Origin of the sequence: Endozoicomonas sp. 8E (assembly GCF_032883915.1) — a bacterium.
Lineage (GTDB): Bacteria > Pseudomonadota > Gammaproteobacteria > Pseudomonadales > Endozoicomonadaceae > Endozoicomonas_A.
Genome location: NZ_CP120717.1, coordinates 1,749,990 through 1,772,311, shown reverse-complemented (window position 1 = coordinate 1,772,311; position 22,322 = coordinate 1,749,990). Strand labels below are relative to the sequence as shown.

22 protein-coding genes are annotated in these 22,322 nt (G+C 48.3%); 3 read left to right on the top strand and 19 right to left on the bottom strand.

Annotated elements, in window-relative coordinates:
* Positions 1-9: 9 nt before the first annotated feature.
* The 4 genes from P6910_RS06455 to P6910_RS06440 are packed head-to-tail and all read right to left on the bottom strand — an operon-like array spanning position 10 to position 2,778.
* Entirely contained in the window at positions 10-537 is a 528-nt protein-coding gene (locus P6910_RS06455; RefSeq protein ID WP_317145455.1) for a pilus assembly protein PilP, read from the bottom strand.
* Positions 537-1,151: a type 4a pilus biogenesis protein PilO gene (locus tag P6910_RS06450; protein ID WP_317145454.1), complete on the bottom strand. Its 615-nt coding sequence runs from the start codon at positions 1,149-1,151 to the stop codon at positions 537-539. Before P6910_RS06450 ends, P6910_RS06455 begins: the two co-directional genes overlap by 1 nt.
* The gene (locus P6910_RS06445) at positions 1,148-1,714 is read right to left on the bottom strand and encodes a PilN domain-containing protein (protein ID WP_317145453.1); all 567 of its coding nucleotides are present in this window, start codon (positions 1,712-1,714) and stop codon (positions 1,148-1,150) included. Before P6910_RS06445 ends, P6910_RS06450 begins: the two co-directional genes overlap by 4 nt.
* The gene (locus P6910_RS06440; RefSeq protein WP_317145452.1) at positions 1,714-2,778 is read right to left on the bottom strand and encodes a pilus assembly protein PilM; all 1,065 of its coding nucleotides are present in this window, start codon (positions 2,776-2,778) and stop codon (positions 1,714-1,716) included. Before P6910_RS06440 ends, P6910_RS06445 begins: the two co-directional genes overlap by 1 nt.
* A 532-nt stretch (positions 2,779-3,310) precedes the next feature.
* On the opposite strand from P6910_RS06440, the gene P6910_RS06435 reads away from it, so the two are divergent.
* Positions 3,311-5,788 carry a penicillin-binding protein 1A gene (locus tag P6910_RS06435; RefSeq protein ID WP_317145451.1) on the top strand — a complete coding sequence of 826 codons (2,478 nt, stop codon included), beginning with the start codon at positions 3,311-3,313 and terminating at the stop codon, positions 5,786-5,788.
* 91 nt (positions 5,789-5,879) lie between these two features.
* Here the strand turns inward: P6910_RS06435 and P6910_RS06430 are convergent, their stop codons facing one another.
* The 3 genes from P6910_RS06430 to rpmE form a co-directional block, all read right to left on the bottom strand.
* Positions 5,880-7,130 (bottom strand): malic enzyme-like NAD(P)-binding protein, encoded by a 1,251-nt coding sequence (locus P6910_RS06430; protein ID WP_317145450.1) that lies wholly within the window; start codon positions 7,128-7,130, stop codon positions 5,880-5,882.
* 238 nt (positions 7,131-7,368) lie between these two features.
* The gene (locus P6910_RS06425; RefSeq protein WP_317145449.1) at positions 7,369-8,241 is read right to left on the bottom strand and encodes a thermonuclease family protein; all 873 of its coding nucleotides are present in this window, start codon (positions 8,239-8,241) and stop codon (positions 7,369-7,371) included.
* Positions 8,242-8,325: 84 nt separating this feature from the next.
* A complete protein-coding gene (rpmE, locus tag P6910_RS06420) occupies positions 8,326-8,541 on the bottom strand; it encodes a 50S ribosomal protein L31 (RefSeq protein WP_317145448.1) in 216 nt (71 codons plus the stop codon).
* Between the two features lie 77 nt (positions 8,542-8,618).
* On the opposite strand from rpmE, the gene P6910_RS06415 reads away from it, so the two are divergent.
* Complete coding sequence (locus P6910_RS06415) at positions 8,619-8,816, top strand: hypothetical protein (protein WP_317145447.1); 198 nt, start codon at positions 8,619-8,621, stop codon at positions 8,814-8,816.
* Positions 8,817-8,842: 26 nt separating this feature from the next.
* The gene (locus tag P6910_RS06410; protein WP_317145446.1) at positions 8,843-11,062 is read left to right on the top strand and encodes a primosomal protein N'; all 2,220 of its coding nucleotides are present in this window, start codon (positions 8,843-8,845) and stop codon (positions 11,060-11,062) included.
* Here the strand turns inward: P6910_RS06410 and P6910_RS06405 are convergent.
* The 12 genes from P6910_RS06405 to P6910_RS06350 form a co-directional block, all read right to left on the bottom strand.
* Positions 11,059-11,853, bottom strand: a complete 795-nt coding sequence (locus P6910_RS06405; RefSeq protein ID WP_317145445.1) for a DUF2059 domain-containing protein — start codon at positions 11,851-11,853, stop codon at positions 11,059-11,061. The genes P6910_RS06410 and P6910_RS06405 overlap by 4 nt on opposite strands.
* A gap of 70 nt (positions 11,854-11,923) precedes the next feature.
* Positions 11,924-12,646: a 16S rRNA (uracil(1498)-N(3))-methyltransferase gene (locus tag P6910_RS06400; protein WP_317145444.1), complete on the bottom strand. Its 723-nt coding sequence runs from the start codon at positions 12,644-12,646 to the stop codon at positions 11,924-11,926.
* Positions 12,647-12,805: 159 nt separating this feature from the next.
* Positions 12,806-15,013 carry a hypothetical protein gene (locus tag P6910_RS06395; RefSeq protein WP_317145443.1) on the bottom strand — a complete coding sequence of 736 codons (2,208 nt, stop codon included), beginning with the start codon at positions 15,011-15,013 and terminating at the stop codon, positions 12,806-12,808.
* Positions 15,014-15,434: 421 nt separating this feature from the next.
* Positions 15,435-16,172 (bottom strand): twin-arginine translocase subunit TatC, encoded by a 738-nt coding sequence (gene tatC, locus P6910_RS06390; protein ID WP_317145442.1) that lies wholly within the window; start codon positions 16,170-16,172, stop codon positions 15,435-15,437.
* Positions 16,169-16,543: a Sec-independent protein translocase protein TatB gene (tatB, locus tag P6910_RS06385; RefSeq protein WP_317145441.1), complete on the bottom strand. Its 375-nt coding sequence runs from the start codon at positions 16,541-16,543 to the stop codon at positions 16,169-16,171. Before tatB ends, tatC begins: the two co-directional genes overlap by 4 nt.
* Positions 16,544-16,637: 94 nt before the next feature.
* Positions 16,638-16,856, bottom strand: a complete 219-nt coding sequence (gene tatA, locus P6910_RS06380; protein WP_317145440.1) for a Sec-independent protein translocase subunit TatA — start codon at positions 16,854-16,856, stop codon at positions 16,638-16,640.
* A 136-nt stretch (positions 16,857-16,992) separates the two neighbouring features.
* A complete protein-coding gene (locus P6910_RS06375) occupies positions 16,993-17,325 on the bottom strand; it encodes a phosphoribosyl-ATP diphosphatase (RefSeq protein ID WP_317145439.1) in 333 nt (110 codons plus the stop codon).
* On the bottom strand, positions 17,318-17,731 hold the full coding sequence (hisI, locus tag P6910_RS06370; protein WP_317145438.1) for a phosphoribosyl-AMP cyclohydrolase: 414 nt from the start codon (positions 17,729-17,731) through the stop codon (positions 17,318-17,320). Before hisI ends, P6910_RS06375 begins: the two co-directional genes overlap by 8 nt.
* A gap of 17 nt (positions 17,732-17,748) precedes the next feature.
* Positions 17,749-19,350 carry a ubiquinone biosynthesis regulatory protein kinase UbiB gene (ubiB, locus tag P6910_RS06365; protein WP_317145437.1) on the bottom strand — a complete coding sequence of 534 codons (1,602 nt, stop codon included), beginning with the start codon at positions 19,348-19,350 and terminating at the stop codon, positions 17,749-17,751.
* A gap of 98 nt (positions 19,351-19,448) precedes the next feature.
* The gene (locus tag P6910_RS06360) at positions 19,449-20,036 is read right to left on the bottom strand and encodes an SCP2 domain-containing protein (protein WP_317145436.1); all 588 of its coding nucleotides are present in this window, start codon (positions 20,034-20,036) and stop codon (positions 19,449-19,451) included.
* Positions 20,037-20,041: 5 nt separating this feature from the next.
* Positions 20,042-20,803 (bottom strand): bifunctional demethylmenaquinone methyltransferase/2-methoxy-6-polyprenyl-1,4-benzoquinol methylase UbiE, encoded by a 762-nt coding sequence (ubiE, locus tag P6910_RS06355; RefSeq protein WP_317145435.1) that lies wholly within the window; start codon positions 20,801-20,803, stop codon positions 20,042-20,044.
* Between the two features lie 181 nt (positions 20,804-20,984).
* The gene (locus P6910_RS06350; RefSeq protein ID WP_317145434.1) at positions 20,985-22,109 is read right to left on the bottom strand and encodes a beta-ketoacyl-ACP synthase III; all 1,125 of its coding nucleotides are present in this window, start codon (positions 22,107-22,109) and stop codon (positions 20,985-20,987) included.
* Positions 22,110-22,322 lie beyond the last annotated feature (213 nt).

Below are 22,322 nucleotides of genomic sequence, written 5' to 3'. Positions count from 1 at the left end.
GTTTAACGATCAGGGTTGGCCAAGATCCAGCCTCATACTTCTGGGTCTTTCAATCCAGACGTCAGAGCCCGCAGGCACTATTTCGATAATTCGCAGTTCACTGTCATCGATGTAAGTGATTCGACCGTGGTTTTTACCCAGATAATCACCCAACCTGACACGGTGGATGCCGTCGTCACCACGAATCAGTCCCCAAAGCCCATCGTCGTTGCTGATAGACCCCACCAGAGCAAAGGTTTCGATATCGAACTGCTCCAGGTATTGTCTGGACCGACCGTTGTCAGGTTTGACATTACTGCTGAGCGCCCGGTCAGAGGCTTTCAACTTGATCGGTGGCTCAAAGGGACTTCTTAAACCAGAAGCACTGTAAGTAAATGCCTCATAGGGAGTAAAGGTTGGCAGCGGTTCAATTCTTCCGGAAGGCTTGGACCTCATCTCAGCCATATACTGGTCAAGATCACTGAAACCACTGTTTCCAGAACAACCCAACAACGCACCTCCCGCACAGACAATCAGAAGTCTTTGTAAACACTTCATTACTGAGACTCCCTGTCGTTATAGCGATAAGTTCTGGCCAGAATCTCCATTTTCAACATCTGCCCATTTTTTTCCGGCGTGATAGAAAAGTCATGAAGCGTCACAATTCGTGAAAGACTGGCCACACCACTGACAAAATTGCCAATATCGTGGTAGTTACCACCGACTGAGATACTGATAGGAAGCTCAATATAAAACTCTGTGGCTTTTTCAGGCTGCAACTTGATGGTTTCAAACGTCAGACCAGCACCACGACCGGTGAAAGTAATATCTTCCAATAATCCGGGCACTTCGGTGTCGCTCGGTAACTGTTTTACCAGAGCACCGAAGGAAGCCTCCATCTGTTCCATCTGACCCCGGTAAGAATCGAGATTCGCAGCCTGGAAAGCCTTGATTCTGAATTGATCTTTTAACTCTCTCTCTTCTGCAATGACCGTACCGTAAGTTTTCTGAAGATTACTCAAGTGCAATTGATAACCCAGAAAAAGCACCAGCCCCAGAGTCAGCAGGCAGGCAATAACCCTGACAGGTAGTGGCCAGCCACCGACATTTTCCAGATCCAGTTCTGCCAGATCCAGCTCATTCAGTTTTTTTAAAGAATCTGCGAAACTCATGATTCGTCTCCCACTTCTTTCTCAGGCGATGTTCGAATCACAGTCAGATCAAATTCATTCATCCGTTCTCCGCCAAGGGTCACCTTGCGTACAGCTGTCAGATTAGGATCGGAAAACCACTCAGAGGAATCAAAATTGCGCATCAAGCTGGAAATACGATTATTCGACTCAGCGACCCCCACCAGCTTGAGAGTATCTCCCTGAAACTGAAGGCTCTTGAAGTGCACCCCGTCAGGGATCAGTCGGGCCAGCTGATCAAACACCCGAACAATGATAGGACGGTTGCCCTGTAAATTCTGTATGACCTCCATACGCTCCAGAAGCTGGGCTCGCTTCTCTCTGAGGCCTTTGATTTCGGCAATGCTTTTGTCGAGTTCAACAATTTTATTCTGAAGATACTGATTCCTGCTTTGCTGGTGACTGATGGCATTTCCGGTGTAGATATCTGCCATGAAAATCATGGCGCCACCGGCCAATATGGTCATCAGCCAGGCTGCGATAAAGCGTTTTTTGCGTTCTTCTCGCAGTTGTTCACGCCAGGGGAGAAGGTTAATCCTTGCCATCAGTCAAAACTCCTCATGGCTAATCCACAGGCGATCATCAAAGCCGGAGCGCTGCCAGTTAATTTACTGGCGTCCACTTTTGGAGAGAGCGCCATTCTGGCGAACGGATTGGCCAATAATGCCTGTGTTCCAAGCTTGTCCTGAACCAGAGCAGCAAGGCCTGGAATAGAAGATGTTCCTCCGGCCATCAAAATGGCATCCACATCATTGTATTGACTGGAGGAATAAAAAAACTGCAGGGATCGGGAAACCTGCTGCACAACCGCCTCTTTGAAAGGCTCCAGCACTTCAGGTTCAAAATCGTCTGAAATCCCCCCTTCACGTTTGGATTTTTCCGCTTCTTCAGGACTGAGACCATAGCGGCGCTGAATCTCATCAGTAAGCTGTCGACCGCCAAACAATTGTTCCCGGGTGTAAATAGTCTGCCCATTACTCAACACACTGATGGAAGTACTGCTGGCACCAATGTCAACAATGGCAACCACCGGATCTTCCTCTGGAAGCTCCAGCATATCACTGACCAGTTCATAGACTCTTTCCATGGCAAATGCCTCGACATCGACCACTTTGGCTTTGAGACCACCAAGCCCAAGAGCCTCTTCACGCATTTCAACATTATCACGACGACAGGCAGCAAGAAGCACCTCAGCCCGCTCAGGATTATTTTCCTTCAACCCAAGGACTTCAAAATCAATGGCTACTTCGTCTAATGCGTACGGAATATACTGATCGGCTTCTACGGTGATTTGTGTTTCCATCTCATCATCACTCAGAGAGGAATCCATTTCGATGGTCTTGGTGATGACAGCTGAACCGGAAACAGCCACTGCAGCATTTTTCACACTGCTGCGGCTGCGGGAAACAGCTCTCCTGATGGCCTCACCAACGGCCTCCGGCTCCTGAATGACATTTTCAACCACAGTTCCGGGTGGCAAAGGTTCTTCACCGTAGGCTTCGATTCGGTAGCCCTTACTGCCACGACCCAGTTCGAGCACCTTCACTGAGGTCGAACTGATATCCACTCCAAGGACAGCACTTGTTTTATTATTAAACAGCCCAAACACAGACGCGATTCCTGCTTTTTTCACCACGAAGCACCAGTTTGATCGACATCGATACTTTGGCGCTTGTCTCTCATGGCGGCTTTAGTTATAAAAATTCCCTATTATTTTATTTAATAACAGTCCGTTCAAATGCGCAACGAAAGGAACCTTTCGAATCCACTTTATTTCAAACAGATCACACCAAGCACCTTCCCGTGGCTACTTTTCAATCAATATAACCAAAACAGGGCCTGTCGGTTTACCGACTTTGCCCAAACCTTTTCGATAACTATCTGTCATTGATGACAAAATACATCGTCCATCCGGCACAGCCCTGAGCTGTATGAGTAATGAGCCAAGAACGCCCTTCAACCCTTTCGGGACAGAGAATCATTCTCACGATAAACCAATACAAAAATGAACATTACATTAACTAACGATCCCGATTCTAGGGAAATTGAGCATTTCCCTTTATAATGACCCTCCTGTAACTGCCAGGAGACTGTCTATTCCCGGTCAGCCTCCCCAAGCCAGAACTGGACATCAGCCAAGCATGAATCGATCGGTAAAAATTTTAAAATTTCTGCTCTGGAGCGGCCTGGCAGCCGTCAGCGGCATCACCCTGATAGCAGCCAGCGCCTACCTCTATCTGAGCCCTTCGCTGCCCTCAGTTGACACCCTGCGTGATACTCACCTGCAGACGCCTTTGCGTGTCTTTTCAAAGGACGAAAAACTGATCGCAGAATTTGGCGAAATGCGTCGAACACCTATTCACTTCGCAGACGCCCCTGAACCCCTGATTAAAGCTTTCATGGCAGCTGAAGATGACCGTTTCTACCACCATCCCGGCGTCGATATCATGGGTCTGATGCGAGCTGCTGTGCAGCTGGCTTCAACCGGCCGAATCCAGTCAGGAGGCAGCACGATCACCATGCAGGTGGCCAAGAACTTTTTCCTGACTCACGAACGGGTCTTCTCCAGAAAGTTCAATGAGATTCTGCTGGCTATCCAGATTGAACAGCAACTGACCAAAGACGAAATTTTTGAACTCTATCTCAATAAAATTTATCTGGGTAACCGCGCCTACGGAGTAGAGGCTGCGGCACAGGTTTATTACGGTAAATCGATCGATGAACTCAATCTGGCTCAGTGGGCCATGATCGCGGGCCTGCCCAAAGCTCCTTCCCGTTATAACCCGATCAATGATCCCCAACGTTCACGAATTCGCAGAAACTGGATTCTTGGCAGGATGTATGATCTGGGTTACATCAAACAGGCTGATTATGAAGAGGCTTTTAAGGCCCCGGTGACGGCCAGCTACCATGGTCCCAAGATCGAACTGCAAGCTCCCTACATCGCCGAGATGGTTCGTCAGGAAATGATTGAGAGGTTTGGCCCGGAAACCTACACGGAAGGCTTCAAGGTTTACACCACTGTTGACAGCATCTTACAAAGGTCAGCTAACGAAGCCGTTGCCAATGGTCTTTTTGAGTATACAGAAAGACATGGATACCGGGGACCTGTTAGCAACCTGAATGAGGACGACGACGGTAAGCCCATTGCTCAACAGGAAAAAGATACAACGGCTTTCTGGAAAAAGACCCTGATAGAAACCCATTCTACCGGTGTCCTTATACCAGCTGTGGTCACCGCCATAGCAGATCAATCAGTGACAATCCTGATGAAAGAGGATAAGACCGATCACATTGACTGGGACAATCTCAAGTGGGCAAAGCCTTTCATCAATGTGAATGCCTATGGCTATAATCCCAAACAGGCGTCTGACATTCTGAAGCCAGGTGATCTGATTTGGGTAAGAAAGATGCCTGACGGCCGCTTCCGTCTGAGTCAGGAGCCCCAGGCGCAATCTTCTCTGATTTCCATGAATCCGGAAAATGGGGCTATTCTCGCTCTGGTGGGCGGCTTCAATTTCTACGACAGCATGTATAACCGCGCCACTCAGGCCATCCGTCAAGCGGGATCGGCTTTCAAGCCTTTTATCTACATGGCTGCTCTTAATAAGGGACTGACCGCCGCTACCATCATCAATGATGCTCCTGTTGTTTTTGCTGATCAGGGACTTGAAGGCGTCTGGCGCCCGAATAATGACAATATGAAGTTCAACGGTCCAACGCGACTCAGGGAAGGTCTCTATCGCTCACGGAACCTGGTCTCGATTCGGATTCTCAGACAAATTGGTGTCAAGCGAACTGTGAACTTCCTGATGAAGCTGGGATTACCTGAAGAGACTCTGACCCGAAACCTCTCTCTCGCACTGGGTAACGTTTCCATGACACCGCTGGAATTGACCACAGGCTACGCTACGATTGCCAATGGCGGTTACAGGGTCGTGCCCTACCTGATTCAGAAAGTCGATGTTCTGGATGACACAGTATTCGAGGCCAACCCGGCTATTGTCTGTAGGGACTGTCGTAAGGAAGGGACGCCTGAGAAGGGATTTGTCTCAGAGCAGGTAACTGAAACTACACCACCCTTGACGGAAGACGAAACTTCGGCCTCCCTGAACATTCTCAATGAAGCTGAGTCTGTTATGGACAGCAGAGTCAACTATATCCTCAATGACATCATGCGCGATGTCATCTGGAAAGGCACAGGTAAAAGAGCAAGAGTCCTTGAACGTCACGATATTGGCGGTAAGACAGGCACCACAAATGAAAGCAAGGACGCCTGGTTTGTCGGATTTAACCCTGATGTGCTTACCAGCGTCTGGGTCGGCAAGGATAACTTCTCCACTCTGGGCCGCTGGGAGTTTGGAGCTAATGCCGCTCTACCCATCTGGATCAGTTACATGAAAACTGCTTTGGCAGACCAACCAATAAGACGTCTGCCCCAGCCAGGAGGTATAGAAACGGTTCGAATTAATTCGAAAACAGGACGGCTGGCAAAACAAGGCGATCCTGAAGCTATTTTCGAGCTGTTCAGGAAAGAAAACACTCCCAAGACTGTCAGCGAGGGTAGCCTTCCCTCTCTGGAAGAAAGCGGCTCACTCAAACCAGAGGATTTGTTCTAGCACTCAATCAGCTACATAAGTTTACTTTGCGAGAAAAAAGCCCGAACCTGAAATCAGACCGGGCTTTTTTTCTGACGACTGAATCTCTGGTCTAAATATCATCCAGAGAACTCAGAGGATAATGGGCGGGATAAGGCTGACGAGCCACACCAGAATCCACAGCAGCTTTTGCCACTGCGGCAGATACAGAGCCCAACAAACGAGGATCGGTCGGTTTGGGAATAATATATTCCGGACCAAAGCTTAGCTCAGCCCCCTCGTAGGCATCAATAACCTCCTGAACAACTGCCTCCTTGGCCAATTCACGAATTGCCTGAACAGCAGCCACTTTCATCTCTTCATTGATCCGACTGGCTCGAACATCCAGAGCACCGCGAAAGATGAATGGGAAGCCAAGAACGTTATTAACCTGGTTCGGATAGTCAGACCTGCCTGTTGCCATAATGACATCAGAGCGTACTTCTTTGGCCAGCTCTGGGCGAATTTCAGGATCAGGATTGGCACAGGCAAACACAATAGGATTCTCAGCCATTTTTGCCAGCTGTTCCTTAGACAACAGGTTTGGCCCGGACAGACCCAGAAAGGCATCAGCCCCATTAATAGCATCGTCCAGATTACGGCAATCGGTCTCAACCGCGAACAAAGCCTTGTACTGGTTAAGGTCATCACGCCCTGTGTGGATAACACCTTTACTGTCCAACATAAAAATATTGGCTGGATTCATGCCACAGCTGATCAACAACTTGACGCAAGAGATGGCTGCAGAACCGGCTCCGAGACAGACCAGACGGGCTTCTTCGATCTTCTTGCCAGCAATCTCAAGGGCATTCAACATACCTGCTGCAGTAACAATTGCAGTACCGTGCTGATCATCGTGGAATATGGGAATATCGCACTCTTCAATCAGACGACGCTCGATTTCAAAACACTCTGGAGCCTTGATATCCTCAAGGTTAATACCACCAAAACTGCAGGCAACCCGCCTGACTGTGTCAATGAAATCCTGAGGACTTTCGCAGTCCACTTCCAGATCAATGGAATCTATTCCGGCGAAACGTTTGAACAGCAGAGCCTTGCCTTCCATCACAGGCTTACTGGCCAGCGCGCCAAGATTACCCAGACCAAGAATCGCAGTACCGTTACTGATCACTGCGACCAGATTACCTTTCATGGTGTATTTGTAGGCATTTTCAGGGTCAGCAGCGATCTCACGCACTGGCTCTGCGACGCCCGGGCTATAAGCCAGAGACAGATCCTTGGCAGTCTCCGCTGGCTTGGTCAGTTCAATCGAGATCTTTCCGGGTTTAGGCTGGGCATGGTAATCCAGGGCGGCTTGCTTCATATCCTTGTACTTTAATCCTAATGAAAATATAAGGTCTTAAGTGTGGAGAATATAGGATCACTGTTTATCGAACAAGGATTCGGTAGACCAGAAAAGTATATCTACAGACCGGATACCCAAATTAATGCTAATTAACGAAATGCCAGCAGCACAGGCAAAACGTTTTTTGCCCACTTTACTACGAACAAAACACCCTTCACAGAAAGAGCACAGACCATCAGCTGAGCTCATCAAAACACTATTCCAGCTTTTGGACACCATCTCGACTGTAAATACCTACCATCCAGCGCTTATAACGACGCCCTCCCTTATTTTTTTCCCCGCGATCCACCAGCCAACCTCTGAATTCAATACGCTGACCTGCCAGGCCTTTCAGCCACCCGGCATCTAAAGAAAACTTGGGCACACGAATAACCACCGGACCATCCATTTCCACCCACAGGAAATCACTCTTTTTGGGACTCTCAACCTCAACGACACTGCCCCTGAACAGTCTAAAACCCGGTTTCAACCCGTTGGCCTTGATATCCAGAACAGGATTTTTTGACCAAACACCTATTTTCTCTTTTCTCGCTTCGGTTTCCTTCCGCTTCAGACATTGCCGATAAACATCAGGCTCCTCAGAAAACAGTTGGTAACCCAGGCCTTTTTCAATGAGCAGTGACTCAATGGATCGACCATCCATTAGAAAGGGATGGGCAAGTACTCGACCATAATGGTCTTTTCCAACGACCTGAATCCTGATTTTCTGTGTTCCTGACAGCAACTGTTTGAGGGCCAGAGAGGCTTCATCCCCGTAAGGTTCTGACGGCTTTTTTTCATGGGCTATTTCAGGCGTATTGATGGAGGGAAAACGAACTTTACGACCATCCTTCAACCACAATGAATCGCCGTCAACAATATAATCCCACTTTACAGTTTCTGAAGGGCCTCTCAGAGTACAGGTCTCAATGGCGAATGCGGGGGAGATCAGGAAAAATTGCCAAACACAAAAAAAGGCGCCCGCAAGAATGCGAATCGCCTTTTTTGCACAGCCAGCAAAGTCAGAAAAGCTCATCATGCTACCTATCGAATCATTCTCCGAACAAGCATAGCGGTATTTCCAACTCACACTATTCCAAGTTCATGACTGCTTTATAGTTAATGACTGTTTCTGATTCGTGGCTGTCCGGCTAGAAAGCAAGCAAGTAAATGCTTACTTGCGAGCACCTACCTTGCCGAAACGCTTGGTGAAGCGCTCGATACGACCGCCAGTGTCCATCACTTTCTGAGTGCCGGTGTAGAATGGGTGGCACTTGGAACAAACTTCAATGTGCAGAGCTTTGCACAGAGTAGAGCGAGTCTTGATCTTGTTACCGCAGGAGCAGGTAACTTCGATTTCTTCGTAATTCGGATGGATTTCCGGCTTCATGGGATCTACCTCAAAACAATGCGTGCCGCCACCCGGTCTCTGGCTAATAGCAACTCGGCCAAGGCACCGCACGCGAAATGGTCACAAACTGTCATTACCGTAGCAGTCAATGGAATGCACTGCCCAGAGATTGCCATTCAGTGACCCTGGAAAATTGTGGCAGAATCATACCAAAGTATCCCCGTCAGGCAAATACCGGTATTTCACTGACCGTTCATTTCAACCACACCACAACTCAGGTTAAACTGGGCGGGAGCCTGTCGGAAGGCTCCTGACGCCATTAGCCATTAAAAGTAACCTCATGACCTCATGTGACGATAATTATCTCAGCATCGCCATACCCACCCCATTGAGGCAGATGTTCGACTATCTTCCTCCGGACAGTGAGGCAAACCTGCAACCGGGTATGAGAGTTCAGGTTCCATTTGGGCCCAGAAAGCTGGTTGGCATAATCGAAGCCATTAAACCTGAATCCGATTATCCCAGGGAAAAGCTCAGAAAAGTCTCTGCTGTTCCAGACCAGACTCCTCTAATCCCCAGAGACATCATGGAACTTTGCCGATGGGCATCCAGTTATTATCACTACAGCCTGGGAGAAACCCTGCTTCAGGCACTGCCCAAGGCTCTCCGGCAGGGAAAACCTGCAACCCGGGAAAAAATAGCACTCTGGAAACCCACCGCCCCGCTTGATGAAGCCATCACCCAATCTCTGAAAAGAGCTCACAAACAACTCAAGGCATTGCAATGGCTGGAAAAATACCCCGAAGGTCTGTCAGAGCCAGAACTTCGGGAAGTCGGTATCAGTAAAACCGTTCTCACCCAATTGCAAAAGAAACAGCGGGTTGTCGTACGTGAGATTGAACGGGTTGACCGACATTTCACTGAGTATGCAAACCCGCTCAGACAAGAACCGCTAACCCTGAATGCTAAACAGGCTTTCGCTCTGAAAGGCATTCTGGCATGCCCCTCTTTTCACCCTGTTTTACTGGATGGTGTCACCGGGAGTGGTAAAACGGAAGTCTACCTCCAGGCCATAGAAGCTACTCTTAAAGCCGGTAAACAGGTTCTTGTCCTGATTCCTGAAATTGGTCTGACGCCTCAGACCGTCAGACGATTTCGCAGCCGGTTTTCTGTCCCCGTGGCCTGCCTCCATTCCGGATTGAGTGATGGCGAACGCTTACAGGGCTGGCTTGCTGCCAGTCGTACCACAGCCGGGGTATTGATTGCTACCCGCTCAGGAATTTTTACGCCTTTACCCAAACTGGGATTAATTATTGTTGATGAAGAGCACGACAACTCATACAAACAGCAGGACTCCCTCAGATACAATGCCCGGGATCTGGCCATATACCGGGCAAAAATAGCAGACTGCCCCGTTGTCCTGGGATCCGCCACCCCCTCACTGGAAACCCTCGTAAACGCCAGAAAAGGTCGTTACAGCCACTTGGAGATCAACAGCCGGGCAGGACACTCCCGCCCACCGACTCTGGAACTACTCGATATCCGCCAGCAAATACTCCATGAAGGTTTTGCCCAGAGTCTGATAACAAGGATGCAGTCAACTCTGGATAAGGGCGAACAGGTCATGGTTTTTTTGAATCGCCGAGGCTACGCTCCCTCCCTGATCTGCCATGATTGTGGTGAAGTCACGGATTGCCCGCACTGCGATGCCCATCTGACACTGCATCGCACGCCACCTCATATGCATTGTCATCACTGTGATTACCAAACTGCTATTCCCTGGTCATGCCCAAAATGCCACAGTAATAACCTCCAGCCTGTAGGCCAAGGTACCGAACGGTGCGAACAAATTCTGGAGCAAATATTCCCGACTATTCCTCTGATTAGAGTGGACAGAGATTCGACTCGTCGAAAAAATGCGCTTTCAGAAATTCTGGATAGGGTCCAAACTGGCGAACCCTGCATACTTCTGGGAACTCAAATGCTGGCCAAAGGCCATCATTTTCCCGATGTTACTCTGGTAGCGATCATCAATGCTGACTCCGGGCTGTTCAGTTCCGATTTCAGAGGACTGGAAAAAACCGGACAGTTGATCCTTCAGGTCGCAGGCAGAGCCGGCAGAGAAAAGAAACCGGGGCATGTTATCATCCAAACCCATAACCCTCAGCATCCCGCTTTGCAGATGCTGGTCAGCCAACCATACAGTCGCTTTGCAGACAGTTTGATGATCGAACGAAAACAACTCAAGCTGCCACCTGAAAGTTATCTGGCTCTGTTCAGAACAGAGTCGTCTATGGCGGCAGCAGGGGAGAATTTATTAAAAAGTCTCAGGCATGTTTTATTAAACCACCATCAGGAAGGCTCTGTCAGGGTTCTAGGCCCAATCCCGGCGCCTATGGAAAAAAGACAGGGGCGTTATCGTTATCAGCTGTTGTTGCAGAGTTACCAGCGTGTTTCTCTGCATCGCTTACTGGATATTGCCGTCAAACATCTGGATTCCATGAAATTACCGAAAGACCTTCGCTGGACACTGGACGTAGACCCTCAGGAGATGACTTAAAGAATTCGGGCTATAGCCAGGATCTGACCACGCTGGAAATTCTGCATGGCAGAGCTTCTGGCAAAATTCAAATAATCGCGAATCTCACTATCTGGCAAGCTTCGATAGGTATAGAGATAGACGTACCTCATATGATCGTTCATCCCTTTGCGAATGACCGGCTTTTCCCTGGCTTTGAGCACCTCAGGCGGCCTTAAAGGGCGCCCGTCATTGATCGGCATGACTTCATGGAGTATGCGCTTGGCTCCCACCGACGCACTGGCAGCCAGCTCAGTACCCAGTTCAACCGCATCCAGAGTTTCCATCAACTCTTCAATCAGACGAATACGACTGGTTCTAGGTAACTCTGCGGATAATTTTTCTTCAATGTAAGCCTGCATACGCACTGCATTGCGAGGATCATTAGCTTCCATTTCCAGGCGCAGAATTTTTTGACCCAGTGCCGAGTTATACCAGTCCAGAAGTTTCAGTAATTCACCGACACTTAACGCTTCATCGAGAGTCGCTTCCATGGAAGATTTGAAAAGATCGGGACTGTAGCGGACCTTGACGACCTGATTAACCGTATTCACCACTTCCGGAGGCAGTGAGTACTCCTTCTGGTCAATGGTCATGCTGGACAGCACCCAACCAAGCTGCTGTTCCAGCTGAGCGTTATCATAGAGCTCATCCAGCAAAGCACCTTTATCAGCGGCTGTGAGTTTTTCGCTGAGGAAAAACAAAAGCAAGAAAGCCAGAGATATTGAAAAATGGCTCAATACTGGAAATGAAAAGTCGCGTTGTGTATCCATAAACTCACTCTGCGAACGGGAAGGCTCTGCATACAACATACCTAAACCGCAGGCCAGTGTAAAATGCCATTCAGTCGTACAATTTACTGGTAATCGCGGTGACAGCGGTTTCAACCCGAAGAATTCTTGAGCCCAGATGAATCCGATCAAACCCTGCCTCTTCAAGCTTTTCCACTTCGTAAGGAATAAATCCACCTTCGGGCCCAATGGCCAGAACCACTTCATCATCGACCTGATGAGGGCATGGGACTCCGCCTGAAGGATGCGCTACAAGACAACGCTTGCCGTCCATAATGGCGGGTAATCGATCCTCAACAAAAGGCTTAAAGCGCTTCTCAAGAATGACTTCCGGGAGCTGCGTATCCCTTGCCTGCTCCAGCCCCAGAATGAGCTGCTCGCGGACTTTTTCTTCGGTCAGCCAGGGCGACTGCCAAAAGCTTTTCTCGACCCGGTAACTGTTCATAAGAATGATTTTCTTAACCCCAAGAGACGACAAGTGTTGCAGACTTCTTTTCAGCATTTTCGGACGCGGGAGAGCCAGCAGAATCGTCAGGGGCAGAGGTTCAGGAGGCTTTTGATCCAGACAGACATCCAACTCCATTGCCTGATCCGTCAGAGAAACAATAACGCCTTGACCCATTTCTCCATTCAGCATCCCCACTCTGATGCTGTCACCGGCTTGAGAGCGATGAACGTTCAGGACATGCTGAAGAGATCTTCCCGTCAGCCTGACGCGGCTTTCAGAAATAAAATCGGTGGCAGTCAATAACAGCAGGTTCATATAGCGAAGCATCAACAGTCAGAAAAGAAACCTGCATTTTCCAGATAAAGCCCCCTTAACGAAAGGCTAATTTTACCGAAGATCCGTTACAGGGAGTCAACTTGCACTCCCGGAAAGGATGAGCATGAGCATCAACTGGAGAAAATAATCAGGTGTCTTTGTTCTTTTGCTTTATTCCCCGGGAAGTCTAAGGGTTCTGGCCCCATTGGCAGCCAGTTCGATCAAGTCAGTTAATTTTTGCTCGAATCCTTGGTTTTCATGGACTGTCTCAAATTTCATACAATCCTTTTTGCCAAGACAGCCAACAAAATTACTTATCATGTGAGACGCATAAGCTCTGCATAAAGTCTTATATGTGAAATTTGATCTGATTATATCTTTTGGAAAATCGAACAAAAACAACTTAACATCACCAGATTCCATTATCTGATAGTTAATTGCGCTAGAATCCAGCCATATTTTATTCTTAACCAATGTGCCTGCAACTTGAATAGCATGCTTAAGTACACCAAAAAATACCTCTTCGTCAGGAATTTCTTTAACCTTCAACGCTTTTCCAGTACTTTGATCTCTGACAACCATGTCGTCTATAAACGAATCGAGTTTAAATGCGTTTCTGTGATCAGCAATCTGGCCATCAAGATCGTCAAATAAAGGCATAACTGTTGCGGGAATAGTCACACCGTCTATCTCGACAAGAACGGTTTTATGAAAAGAGAGCGTGTTAAAACCTAGCTGCCTGAGTTGTTCTGTTGACTGTATTTCCTTTAACGCAGTAGGCCAGTGCCTCACTTCGTAACTTTTCGTCGGCACGGAAATGGCAAAATCTTTACCTTTTATATTTATTTTAAAAACTTTTTTTGCGCCGCGTTGAAATAGAAAATCACACAAAAAATCTTGCTTATCATCTAATGCTTTTTCCTCTTGAGAATCATTGGGCGCCTTTAACATTGTTATTTTCAACTGATCCCCAATAGATACTTCTTTCAAATTATATTTTTTTTCAGAATCACGAGCCTTGCTTAGTATTTTGGCATCATCTAAAGACACCTCAAAGTCTTTTAATTCGTCAACATCAACCGGGGGAGATATCTCATGTATGCCACCTGACACAAAATCGGGTACTTGTGAAACTTCCTCTGAATCAGAGAATTCCTCATTAGACTCATTCAGCTTTCCATAGATTTCTTTCAGCCCACGCAGCAGAGATGTGGCGTATTTTTCAGGCGCATGGTTGATCAACTCTTTAACCATGTCTTCATAAGAATCACAGCGTTCGACCTTTGTCTTCAGTGCTTTCAGCGTTTTAATATCGGGCAGATCTTCCGGATTGACCTCGGTATAAGAGACGAATTCGTATTTTTTTTCTGACGGGGCAGACTCATCCTCTTCACCTAACTCTTCCTGAGCCGCCTTCACATAACATTCTTCTGATATTGCCCTGATGACATGGTCAATATCAGCCATCAGCTCTGCCTTCAGACTGACTAGCATCTCAAAGTCTTGAGCCACGTGACTCCAGTTTAAGTCTAAAGAGGTGTCTTCAACGCAGTTTTCACGATCCAGAAACTGTTTTATGGATAGATCCAACCGCTCCCCATCGCCAGTTTCCTCACAGATTTCCTTGAAGGCTGTCAGCAGGTCTTTCGTGTATTTTGAAGGTGCCTCCTGTTTGATCAACTCAAAGACTTCATTGATATCGCTGGCATTCATCACGCTCAGGGCCAAGGTACTGATTTGATTTTTTATCAGGCCGGATCGACTGTCTTTTTGTTCACTTTGATTCTTATGAATCAATTCCAGAAGAGGGAAAAACTTCTCTTTAAATAAACCCAGTTCATAACCAGCAGCCAATAGCGGGACACGCACCTTAAGCGTTCTCTGCTTAAATCCAGCCTGCTCCACCAGTGTTTTCAGTTTCAGAAGGTAACCATATTGTTCACAATGCTCAAAGTGCTTATCGAGACATAAAACCATTGCTGGGATATCTTCGACCGTCTGAATCGAATTCAAAAGACTGCGCTCTTTCGCTGTATATTCTTTAAAACCTTCAGCCAGCCATTCAGTAGATTGACCCAGTTCGGATTTCAATAGCTGAAACAGATTTTCCTTTAACCCTTCAAAGGATGCATTTTGAATCATGGATTCCAGCCATAACCGGCCCTGTTCTGAGAGTCCCAAATCGGCCCCGGTTTTCCGCCCAATCTGTAGGAAGCTCATGCACAGCCTCTTCAGATAGGGCTTTGGTACCACATCATTCAATAACACCAGCATCTCATTCAGAGAGCTACAAACATCAATTCTGTTAAGAAGGCTGTTCTTTACTTTGTTGTATAGCTCCGGTTCTTTATCGCCTTCAATAGCAACGATATCATCCATAACATCTCTGACCCGGAGTTTGAATTCGTCCTTAAATGCATCTATCTCAGGAAATGAATAGTTTTTTAGTAATGCTGATACCCCTTGAGGTCCCATAGGTGTTATTGAGCGCTGTTTCACAGGTGGCGCAAGCAGTTTAAAAGGATTCAGGTTTTTTTTCAGACGGGTAGGAGTCAGAACAGCAACAACACTCCGACAGAAAGCCTGGGCCTTGCCAAGAGCCAGAAAAGTAGCCTTGCTGATACTGACGGCAGCCATCCTGAGGTGATAAAGAATACTGTCGTCCTGCGGAGTTTTGTGAACGTTAGCCATGTGCGTCCTGATATGATGTTGTCCCTATTTTTCAACTTAGCCAAAGCAGGGCGAGTCATTTCAGTGGCAGGAATCACACAATAGCCCGACAGCGAGAGAAATCCCGACTTTAATCTGACGTTCTGCGGATGAGAAGTCTGGAGAAAAACAGACCGGTTTCAAACAACAACCACATCGGAATAGCCAGAAGGGATTGGGAAACAACGTCAGGGGGAGTCAGCAACATACCTATAACAAAGCAGCCTAAGACGACATAAGGGCGTTTTTTCGAAAGACTTTCTACCGTTGAAATACCACTCCACACGAGCATTAATGTCGCTACAGGAATTTCAAAAGCCATGCCGAAGGCAAAAAACAATTTCAGTATAAATTCAAGGTATCGATTGATATCGGTCATCACCGTTACCGATTCGGGTCCGACGGTAGTAAAGAAAGAGAAGATAATCGGGAAGACCACATAATAGGCAAAGGCCATCCCCAGATAAAAAAGCAGAACACTGGCTACCAGTATGGGGATAGCCAACCGTTTCTCATTCTTGTAGAGACCCGGCGCAATAAACCCCCATAACTGATGCAAAATATAGGGAACCGCCAGAAAAAAAGCCACAAACAGAGTTAGCTTGAAGGGGGCCAGAAAGGGCGAAGCTACCTCGGTGGCAATCATGGTGCTACCCTCGGGTAAATGCACCGTCAGGGGCTCGGAAACAAATCGATAAATATCGTTGGAAAAATAGAAGAGCCCGAAAAATACTAGCAGCACAGCTGCAAAACTGCGAAGCAAACGACTCCTGAGCTCAACAAGATGCTGAACCAGAGGCTGCTCTTTGTCGGCTCCACCTTCGCTCATGCGCTCTTGTCTTTTTTCTCTTCAGTTTCGTTTTGAGCTCTGCTTTTACTGCCACCAGAGTCTCTTTCACCGCGATCTGTGTCAGGATCAATGGGCTTGTTTAATGCCTCCAATGGCTCCTTGATCGACTCGGTCACCTGAGAGCGGGTCTTTTCCAACTCTTTCATAACCTGTTCGTTATGAATCTGTCTTTTGATGCCATCGACATCCAGTTCTTTTTCCAGCTCTTCCCTGGCAGACTGAAAACTGCGTTTGATTTTACCGATCCAGTAGGCCGTGGTTCGAATCGCACCCGGCAGCCTCTCAGGCCCGAGAACGACCAGAGCGATCACAGCAATAAGAAGAAGCTCTGTGAAACCGATATCGAACACTTTATCTCCAAAGGTATCTCAAAACGTGTTGAACGTATAAGCATTTTATCCTGCCCTGATACAGGGAAGAAGAAAAACTGCCCTACAACCTGACTCAGGATTTACGTTGAGTATCTTGAGGCTCTTTTTCCTGATGACTTTTCTCAGGCTGCCCGGGCTTCTGTTCTTCGTCAGAAGAGATCGCTTTTTTGAATCCCTTCACGGCACCACCCAAGTCACTTCCCAGGCCTTTCAATTTCTTAGTGCCAAACAACATCACCACAATCAGCAGGATAATGAGCAACTGCCAGATACTGATTCCACCAAACCCCATAATGCACCTTCCTTTCAGACTGGCCGGGAAATGCCAGCCACTATGCCGACATCCCCTGGAAACATTAACAACTGTCCTCTTGCAAGTGCAGCTGTATGATCAATACGATTGTACCGGATATCCGGTTTTTCCTCACTCAGGAGGGTTGCCGAGAGGCCTTTTCTTCTATGCCAGACAGACCAAAGCGTCGCTCCAGCTCTTTAAGAACTTCTTTGTGGCTCAGCCCAAGGTGGGACAGCATGATCAGAGAGTGAAACCAGAGGTCCGCCGTTTCGTAAACCACATCATCTAGACTGCCACCAAATTCTGCTGCTTTGGCTGCAATCAGGGTTTCTGCCGACTCTTCACCGACTTTTTTCAGGATCTTGTCCATACCCGCGCCATGCAGACTGGCCACATAGGAGCTGTCCGGACTGGCCTGACGGCGTTCTTCCAGCACAGCTTCCAACTTCTCCAGGATGTTATCCATTATCGCTGCTTCCGCTTTTGTCATCACCGTAGATGGTATCAGGACTTTTCAGGACTTCATCCGTAGTTAACCATTGACCGTCCTCGGTCAACCTACGATAGAAGCAGGATTCCCGCCCTGTGTGACACGCTATGCCACCGAGTTGTTCTACCACCAGCAGAACAGAGTCGCCATCACAGTCCAGCCGCAACTCATGCAGTTTCTGCACATGACCGGATGACTCACCTTTACGCCAGAGCTTGCCTCGGGAACGTGACCAGTATATTGCTTGCTGTTCTTCAGCGGTCAGGGCCAAGGCTTCCCGGTTCATCCAGGCCTGCATCAGCACCCTGCCGGTTTGATGATCCTGGGCTGTAGCGGCCACCAAACCATCACTGTTCCAGCGAACGTCATCCAACCAACTCATGCTAATTATCTCCATTCTTATCGAATCAGGAGCCAGATCCCGGCTCCTCCCATCAACACTCCCTGCCAGGGAAGCTGTGCAGACCATTCAGGGAACACCAGAACAGCAGCGGCTAGTGCAACCAATACCCCACCCAACCACTTGCTTTTGCCGGTTTGCCGGTTTGCCCGATTATCCATGGCCATCAGCTTTTGCTGATGCTCTGAAAACTGTTTAACGCTGTGCAGAGCATTTCTGGCCATATTAGGCGCACTCAGCAGCCAGTCGGGAATATTATCATGCACTGAGCGGCCGATTCCGCAGGGGCTGACCTGATCCTTCATCCATTTCTCAAGATAAGGCTGTGCTGTATTCCACAAATCCAGGTCAGGGTATAGCTGTCGGCCCAGCCCCTCGACATTCAGTAACGTTTTTTCCAAAAGAACCAGCTGAGGCTGAACTTCCATTTCAAACCTTCGTGCAACCTGAAACAGTCTGACCAACAGATGCCCGAACGATATATCTTTCAATGGCCGTTCAAATATAGGCTCACAGACCGTACGAATAGCGGCTTCAAGCTCACCTACTACGGTATGGGAAGGAACCCAGCCTGAATCCACATGCAGTTGGGCGACCTTGCGATAATCCCGTTTGAAAAAGGCCAGCAGATTACAGGCCAGATAATACTGATCTTCTGGTTCCAGAGTACCGACGATACCACAGTCAATGCCTATATATTTGGGCTCAGAAGGGTTAGAGATATCGACAAAAATATTCCCCGGATGCATGTCGGCATGGAAAAACCGGTCGCGAAAAACCTGGGTGAAGAAGATCTCAACACCTCTTTCCGCCAGCTTTTTCATATCGGTACCCCTTGCCTTCAGGGTTTCTGTTTCAGCAACAGGCACACCATAAATTCGCTCCATCACCATTACTGAAGACTTGCAGTAATCCCAATAGACCCGGGGAACAAACAGCAACTGTGAGTCGATAAAGTTCCTGCGTAAAATAGAGGCGTTGGCAGCTTCCCGCAGCAGGTCCAGCTCGTCAAGAATGGTTTTCTCGTAATCCCTGACCACTTCTATTGGCCTGAGCCTTCTGGCTTCTCTTGCAAGCATAATCAACAAACGACTAAAGCCGTACATTAGCCGAATATCCTTGCGGATCACCTTCTCTATACCGGGCCGTATCACTTTGACCACCACTTCTTCTCCACTGTGCAGTCGAGCAGTGTGCACCTGGGCTATGGAGGCAGAAGCCATAGGTTCGAGATCAAAGCGGTCAAACCGTTCTGAAACCGGGGCCTGCAAACTTCGTTCAATGATGGCAACGGCCTCTGTCGCAGGAAAAGGCGCCACCTGATCCTGCAGTCGGGCCAATTCATCACTGATATCTTCGGGCAACAGGTCGCGACGGGTAGACAGAATCTGGCCGAACTTGATAAAGATAGGCCCGAGGGATTCCAGCCCTTTTCTCAGTCGGACGGCTCTGGGGGCGCTGTTCTTGATAAAGTATCGCCAGGGAAGGAGTCGCATCAACACTCTGGCGGGAAAAGGCAGGCGGTCGATCTCGATCAGATCGTCCAGCCTGTAGCGGGCAATAGCCCCAACAATTTTTATTAAACGGGTTAACTGCAGCACCCTTTTCTCCCGCGATACTCTTGTTTGCTCAACTCGCTTGTTTGCTCAACTCACAAAGGGGCTGTTCTGCGCTCAAGGCTGACTTGTCAGCTTTCCCATCAAGTTTTGTTCAAACGTCTGCTCAAGTTTTCTACAGCTTCACTCAGAGCGGTAACCTCACGACTGAAAGCACTGATTTCAGGCTCTGAGGGCACCAGCTCCAATTCGTACTGAAGATAAGCGCTCCCTTGGCCAGGGAGCGTTTCTCCAAAGCCTGTCAGCGTCGAGGTTATGAAGCGCAGCCCTTCAGCCAGTGAATGCCCTGCTACTGGACCCAATTGCTCACAGATCAGGCTTTCCCAGTCAAGCTGCATTCCTCGATGAGTGGATTGCAGCGCTTCCAGAACTTTCTGATCACCCGAGACATTTAACCCTCTGATGGCATCCCAGGAAGAGTCTCGATCAGCGGCAAGCGCTATAAAACTGCTTAATGGCCCCTGCAGAGTGACATCAACAGAGCCCTCATGCCAGCCAGCACAGCGAACTCCTGAGGCGTCCAGAAAAACATAGCAGTTAAAATCAGGCTGAAGACCAATGAAATGAATAACGCAGCCGTCCAGAGATTTTAAAGCCCCGGCTGTGACGGGATCGAGCTTCAACAGCTGATTGATCCGGTTCTCCAGAAACGCCAGAAATGCCGTCTTCATGATAATCAGGGTTTGATGCCTTTATGCAGGGCAACAATGCCGCCGGTCATGTTATGGTAGGTGGTATTCACAAAACCGGCTTCTTTCATCATGGCTTTCAGGGTTTCCTGATCCGGATGCTTGCGAATACTTTCGGCCAGGTAGCGATAACTCTCTGAGTCACCCGCCACCAGCTTACCCATCGCCGGCAACAGGGAGAAGGAATAAGCGTCATAGACTTTGGTCAACAAAGGATTGTTAGTCTTTGAGAACTCCAGAACCAGCAGACGGCCACCAGGCTTCAGAACCCGGCACATAGAGCGCAGTGCTTCGGCCTTATCGGTCACATTTCTCAGGCCAAAGGCAATGGTTATGCAGTCGAACGTGTTTTCCGGGAATGGCAGGCACTCGGCGTTGGCCTGAACGTACTCAACATTCCCGACAATGCCCTGATCAATCAGACGATCACGCCCAACCCTGAGCATTGACTCATTGATGTCAGCCAGCACGACCCGACCCGTATCGCCTACCAGGCGGGAAAACTGTTTTGTGAGGTCGCCGGTGCCACCGGCAATATCCAGAACCTGATGACCTTTGCGAACCGCAGAAAGCTCTATGGTAAAACGCTTCCAGAGCCGGTGTACGCCCATCGACATGAGGTCATTCATCACGTCATAGCTATCAGCCACTGAGTGAAAAACACCCGCCACCAGTTTCTCTTTATCATCAGGATTGACATCTTTGTAACCAAAGTGCGTCTTGTCCTGATCTCTTACCTTCTCAGTCATCCTGATCTCCGCCCCAGCACCAGAAAACAATCCGAACCCTGTCTTTCGATTTCCGGTTACTTGCAAGCATTCGGGAAAAATTGCGGGCTATTGTAATGGGTAATGACAAATAGGTAAATTTGCCCGCACATCGCACTATTTCACAGTGAAGTCGACCAACCGCCTATTCACCGAAAGACTCTCAGCGTTTTCTGACGACAATACTGCCAATGGAGTAACCCGCTCCGAAAGAACAGATAACACCACAACTACCAGCTTCCAGATCTGCCGAATACTTATGGAAGGCAATGATTGATCCTGCAGAACTGGTGTTGGCGTACTCATCCAAAATAACCGGCGCTTCTTTCCGAGTCGCTTCACGGCCTAGTACTCTCCGTGAAATCAGCTGATTCATGCTCAGGTTCGCCTGGTGTAGCCAAAGGCGCGAGAGTTCCTCTGACGTCAGTCTCAACTCATCCAGGTGACTTGAAATGATCTCTGCCACTTTAGGACAGACCTCCTTGAAAACCTTGCGACCGTTCTGCACAAACAGCTTATCGGGTTGTCCGATACCGGACTCATCAGCACGATTCAGGAATCCGAAATTATTACGGATATTGTTGGAAAACTGAGTCCAGGCTCTGGTACCCAGAATTTCAAAGCCCTTCTCATTTCTGGCAACACTTTCCGCTTCAACAACAACGGCCGTAGAAGCATCTCCGAAAATAAAGTGACTGTCTCGATCACGGAAATTCAAATGACCAGAAGTGATCTCGGGACTGATCACCAGAACCCTTTGCGCATTCCCGGACAGAATGGCATCTGTTGCCGCTTTGATACCAAAAGTTGCAGAAGAACAGGCCACATTCATATCGTAGGCGTAGCCAGATGCTCCCAGGTAATATTGCACTTCAACGGCAATGGCAGGATAAGCCCTTTGCAGGTTGGAGCAGGCCACAATGACCAGATCTACCTCTTCTGGCCTCACTCGTGCCTGGGAAAGCGCATCTCTGGCAGCATGCAGTGCCATTTCACACTGAACGGAGATTTCTTCGTCATCACGCTCGGGTAGTTGAGGTACCATACGATCAGGATCAAGAATACCTTCACGATCCATGACATAACGACTTTTAATGCCCGAAGCTTTTTCTATAAAGGCACTGTTACTCAATGGCAGGGGGTCTTTTTCACCGGCAGCGATTGCCTGCTGGTGTTTGTCATTCTCTTTCTGAGCCCAGGTATTATAGCTCGTGACCAGTTCATCATTGCTGATAGAGCTGGTCGGGGTGTATAGCCCCGTTCCTGTGATAATTGCAGCGACAGCCATGCTTGTTCCGATCACCTTATCTTGACGTGCTCCGTGATCCTATATCATGCACCATGGTAATAAAACCTTAAAATTTCACCCCGGATATCATTATACGCCAGCCACATTGAAGACCGACCGGGTGGAGACTTTCCCGCAACTCCTCCCTTCGCTGGAACATGGGAACGAGTTACAGGAGACAACCAAAGGAACTCATTAACTCTGACAATAAGC

Excerpts from the sequence above, each read along its gene's own strand:
- P6910_RS06455 (WP_317145455.1), bottom strand. The coding sequence starts at position 537 with ATGAAGTGTTTACAAAGACTTCTGATTGTCTGTGCGGGAGGTGCGTTG.
- P6910_RS06450 (WP_317145454.1), bottom strand. The coding sequence starts at position 1,151 with ATGAGTTTCGCAGATTCTTTAAAAAAACTGAATGAGCTGGATCTGGCA.
- P6910_RS06445 (WP_317145453.1), bottom strand. The coding sequence starts at position 1,714 with ATGGCAAGGATTAACCTTCTCCCCTGGCGTGAACAACTGCGAGAAGAA.
- P6910_RS06435 (WP_317145451.1), top strand. The coding sequence starts at position 3,311 with ATGAATCGATCGGTAAAAATTTTAAAATTTCTGCTCTGGAGCGGCCTG.
- P6910_RS06430 (WP_317145450.1), bottom strand. The coding sequence starts at position 7,130 with ATGAAGCAAGCCGCCCTGGATTACCATGCCCAGCCTAAACCCGGAAAG.
- rpmE (WP_317145448.1), bottom strand. The coding sequence starts at position 8,541 with ATGAAGCCGGAAATCCATCCGAATTACGAAGAAATCGAAGTTACCTGC.
- P6910_RS06415 (WP_317145447.1), top strand. The coding sequence starts at position 8,619 with ATGGTCACAAACTGTCATTACCGTAGCAGTCAATGGAATGCACTGCCC.
- P6910_RS06410 (WP_317145446.1), top strand. The coding sequence starts at position 8,843 with ATGACCTCATGTGACGATAATTATCTCAGCATCGCCATACCCACCCCA.
- P6910_RS06405 (WP_317145445.1), bottom strand. The coding sequence starts at position 11,853 with ATGGATACACAACGCGACTTTTCATTTCCAGTATTGAGCCATTTTTCA.
- P6910_RS06400 (WP_317145444.1), bottom strand. The coding sequence starts at position 12,646 with ATGCTTCGCTATATGAACCTGCTGTTATTGACTGCCACCGATTTTATT.
- P6910_RS06395 (WP_317145443.1), bottom strand. The coding sequence starts at position 15,013 with ATGGATGATATCGTTGCTATTGAAGGCGATAAAGAACCGGAGCTATAC.
- tatC (WP_317145442.1), bottom strand. The coding sequence starts at position 16,172 with ATGAGCGAAGGTGGAGCCGACAAAGAGCAGCCTCTGGTTCAGCATCTT.
- tatA (WP_317145440.1), bottom strand. The coding sequence starts at position 16,856 with ATGGGGTTTGGTGGAATCAGTATCTGGCAGTTGCTCATTATCCTGCTG.
- P6910_RS06375 (WP_317145439.1), bottom strand. The coding sequence starts at position 17,325 with ATGGATAACATCCTGGAGAAGTTGGAAGCTGTGCTGGAAGAACGCCGT.
- hisI (WP_317145438.1), bottom strand. The coding sequence starts at position 17,731 with ATGAGTTGGTTGGATGACGTTCGCTGGAACAGTGATGGTTTGGTGGCC.
- P6910_RS06360 (WP_317145436.1), bottom strand. The coding sequence starts at position 20,036 with ATGAAGACGGCATTTCTGGCGTTTCTGGAGAACCGGATCAATCAGCTG.
- ubiE (WP_317145435.1), bottom strand. The coding sequence starts at position 20,803 with ATGACTGAGAAGGTAAGAGATCAGGACAAGACGCACTTTGGTTACAAA.
- P6910_RS06350 (WP_317145434.1), bottom strand. The coding sequence starts at position 22,109 with ATGGCTGTCGCTGCAATTATCACAGGAACGGGGCTATACACCCCGACC.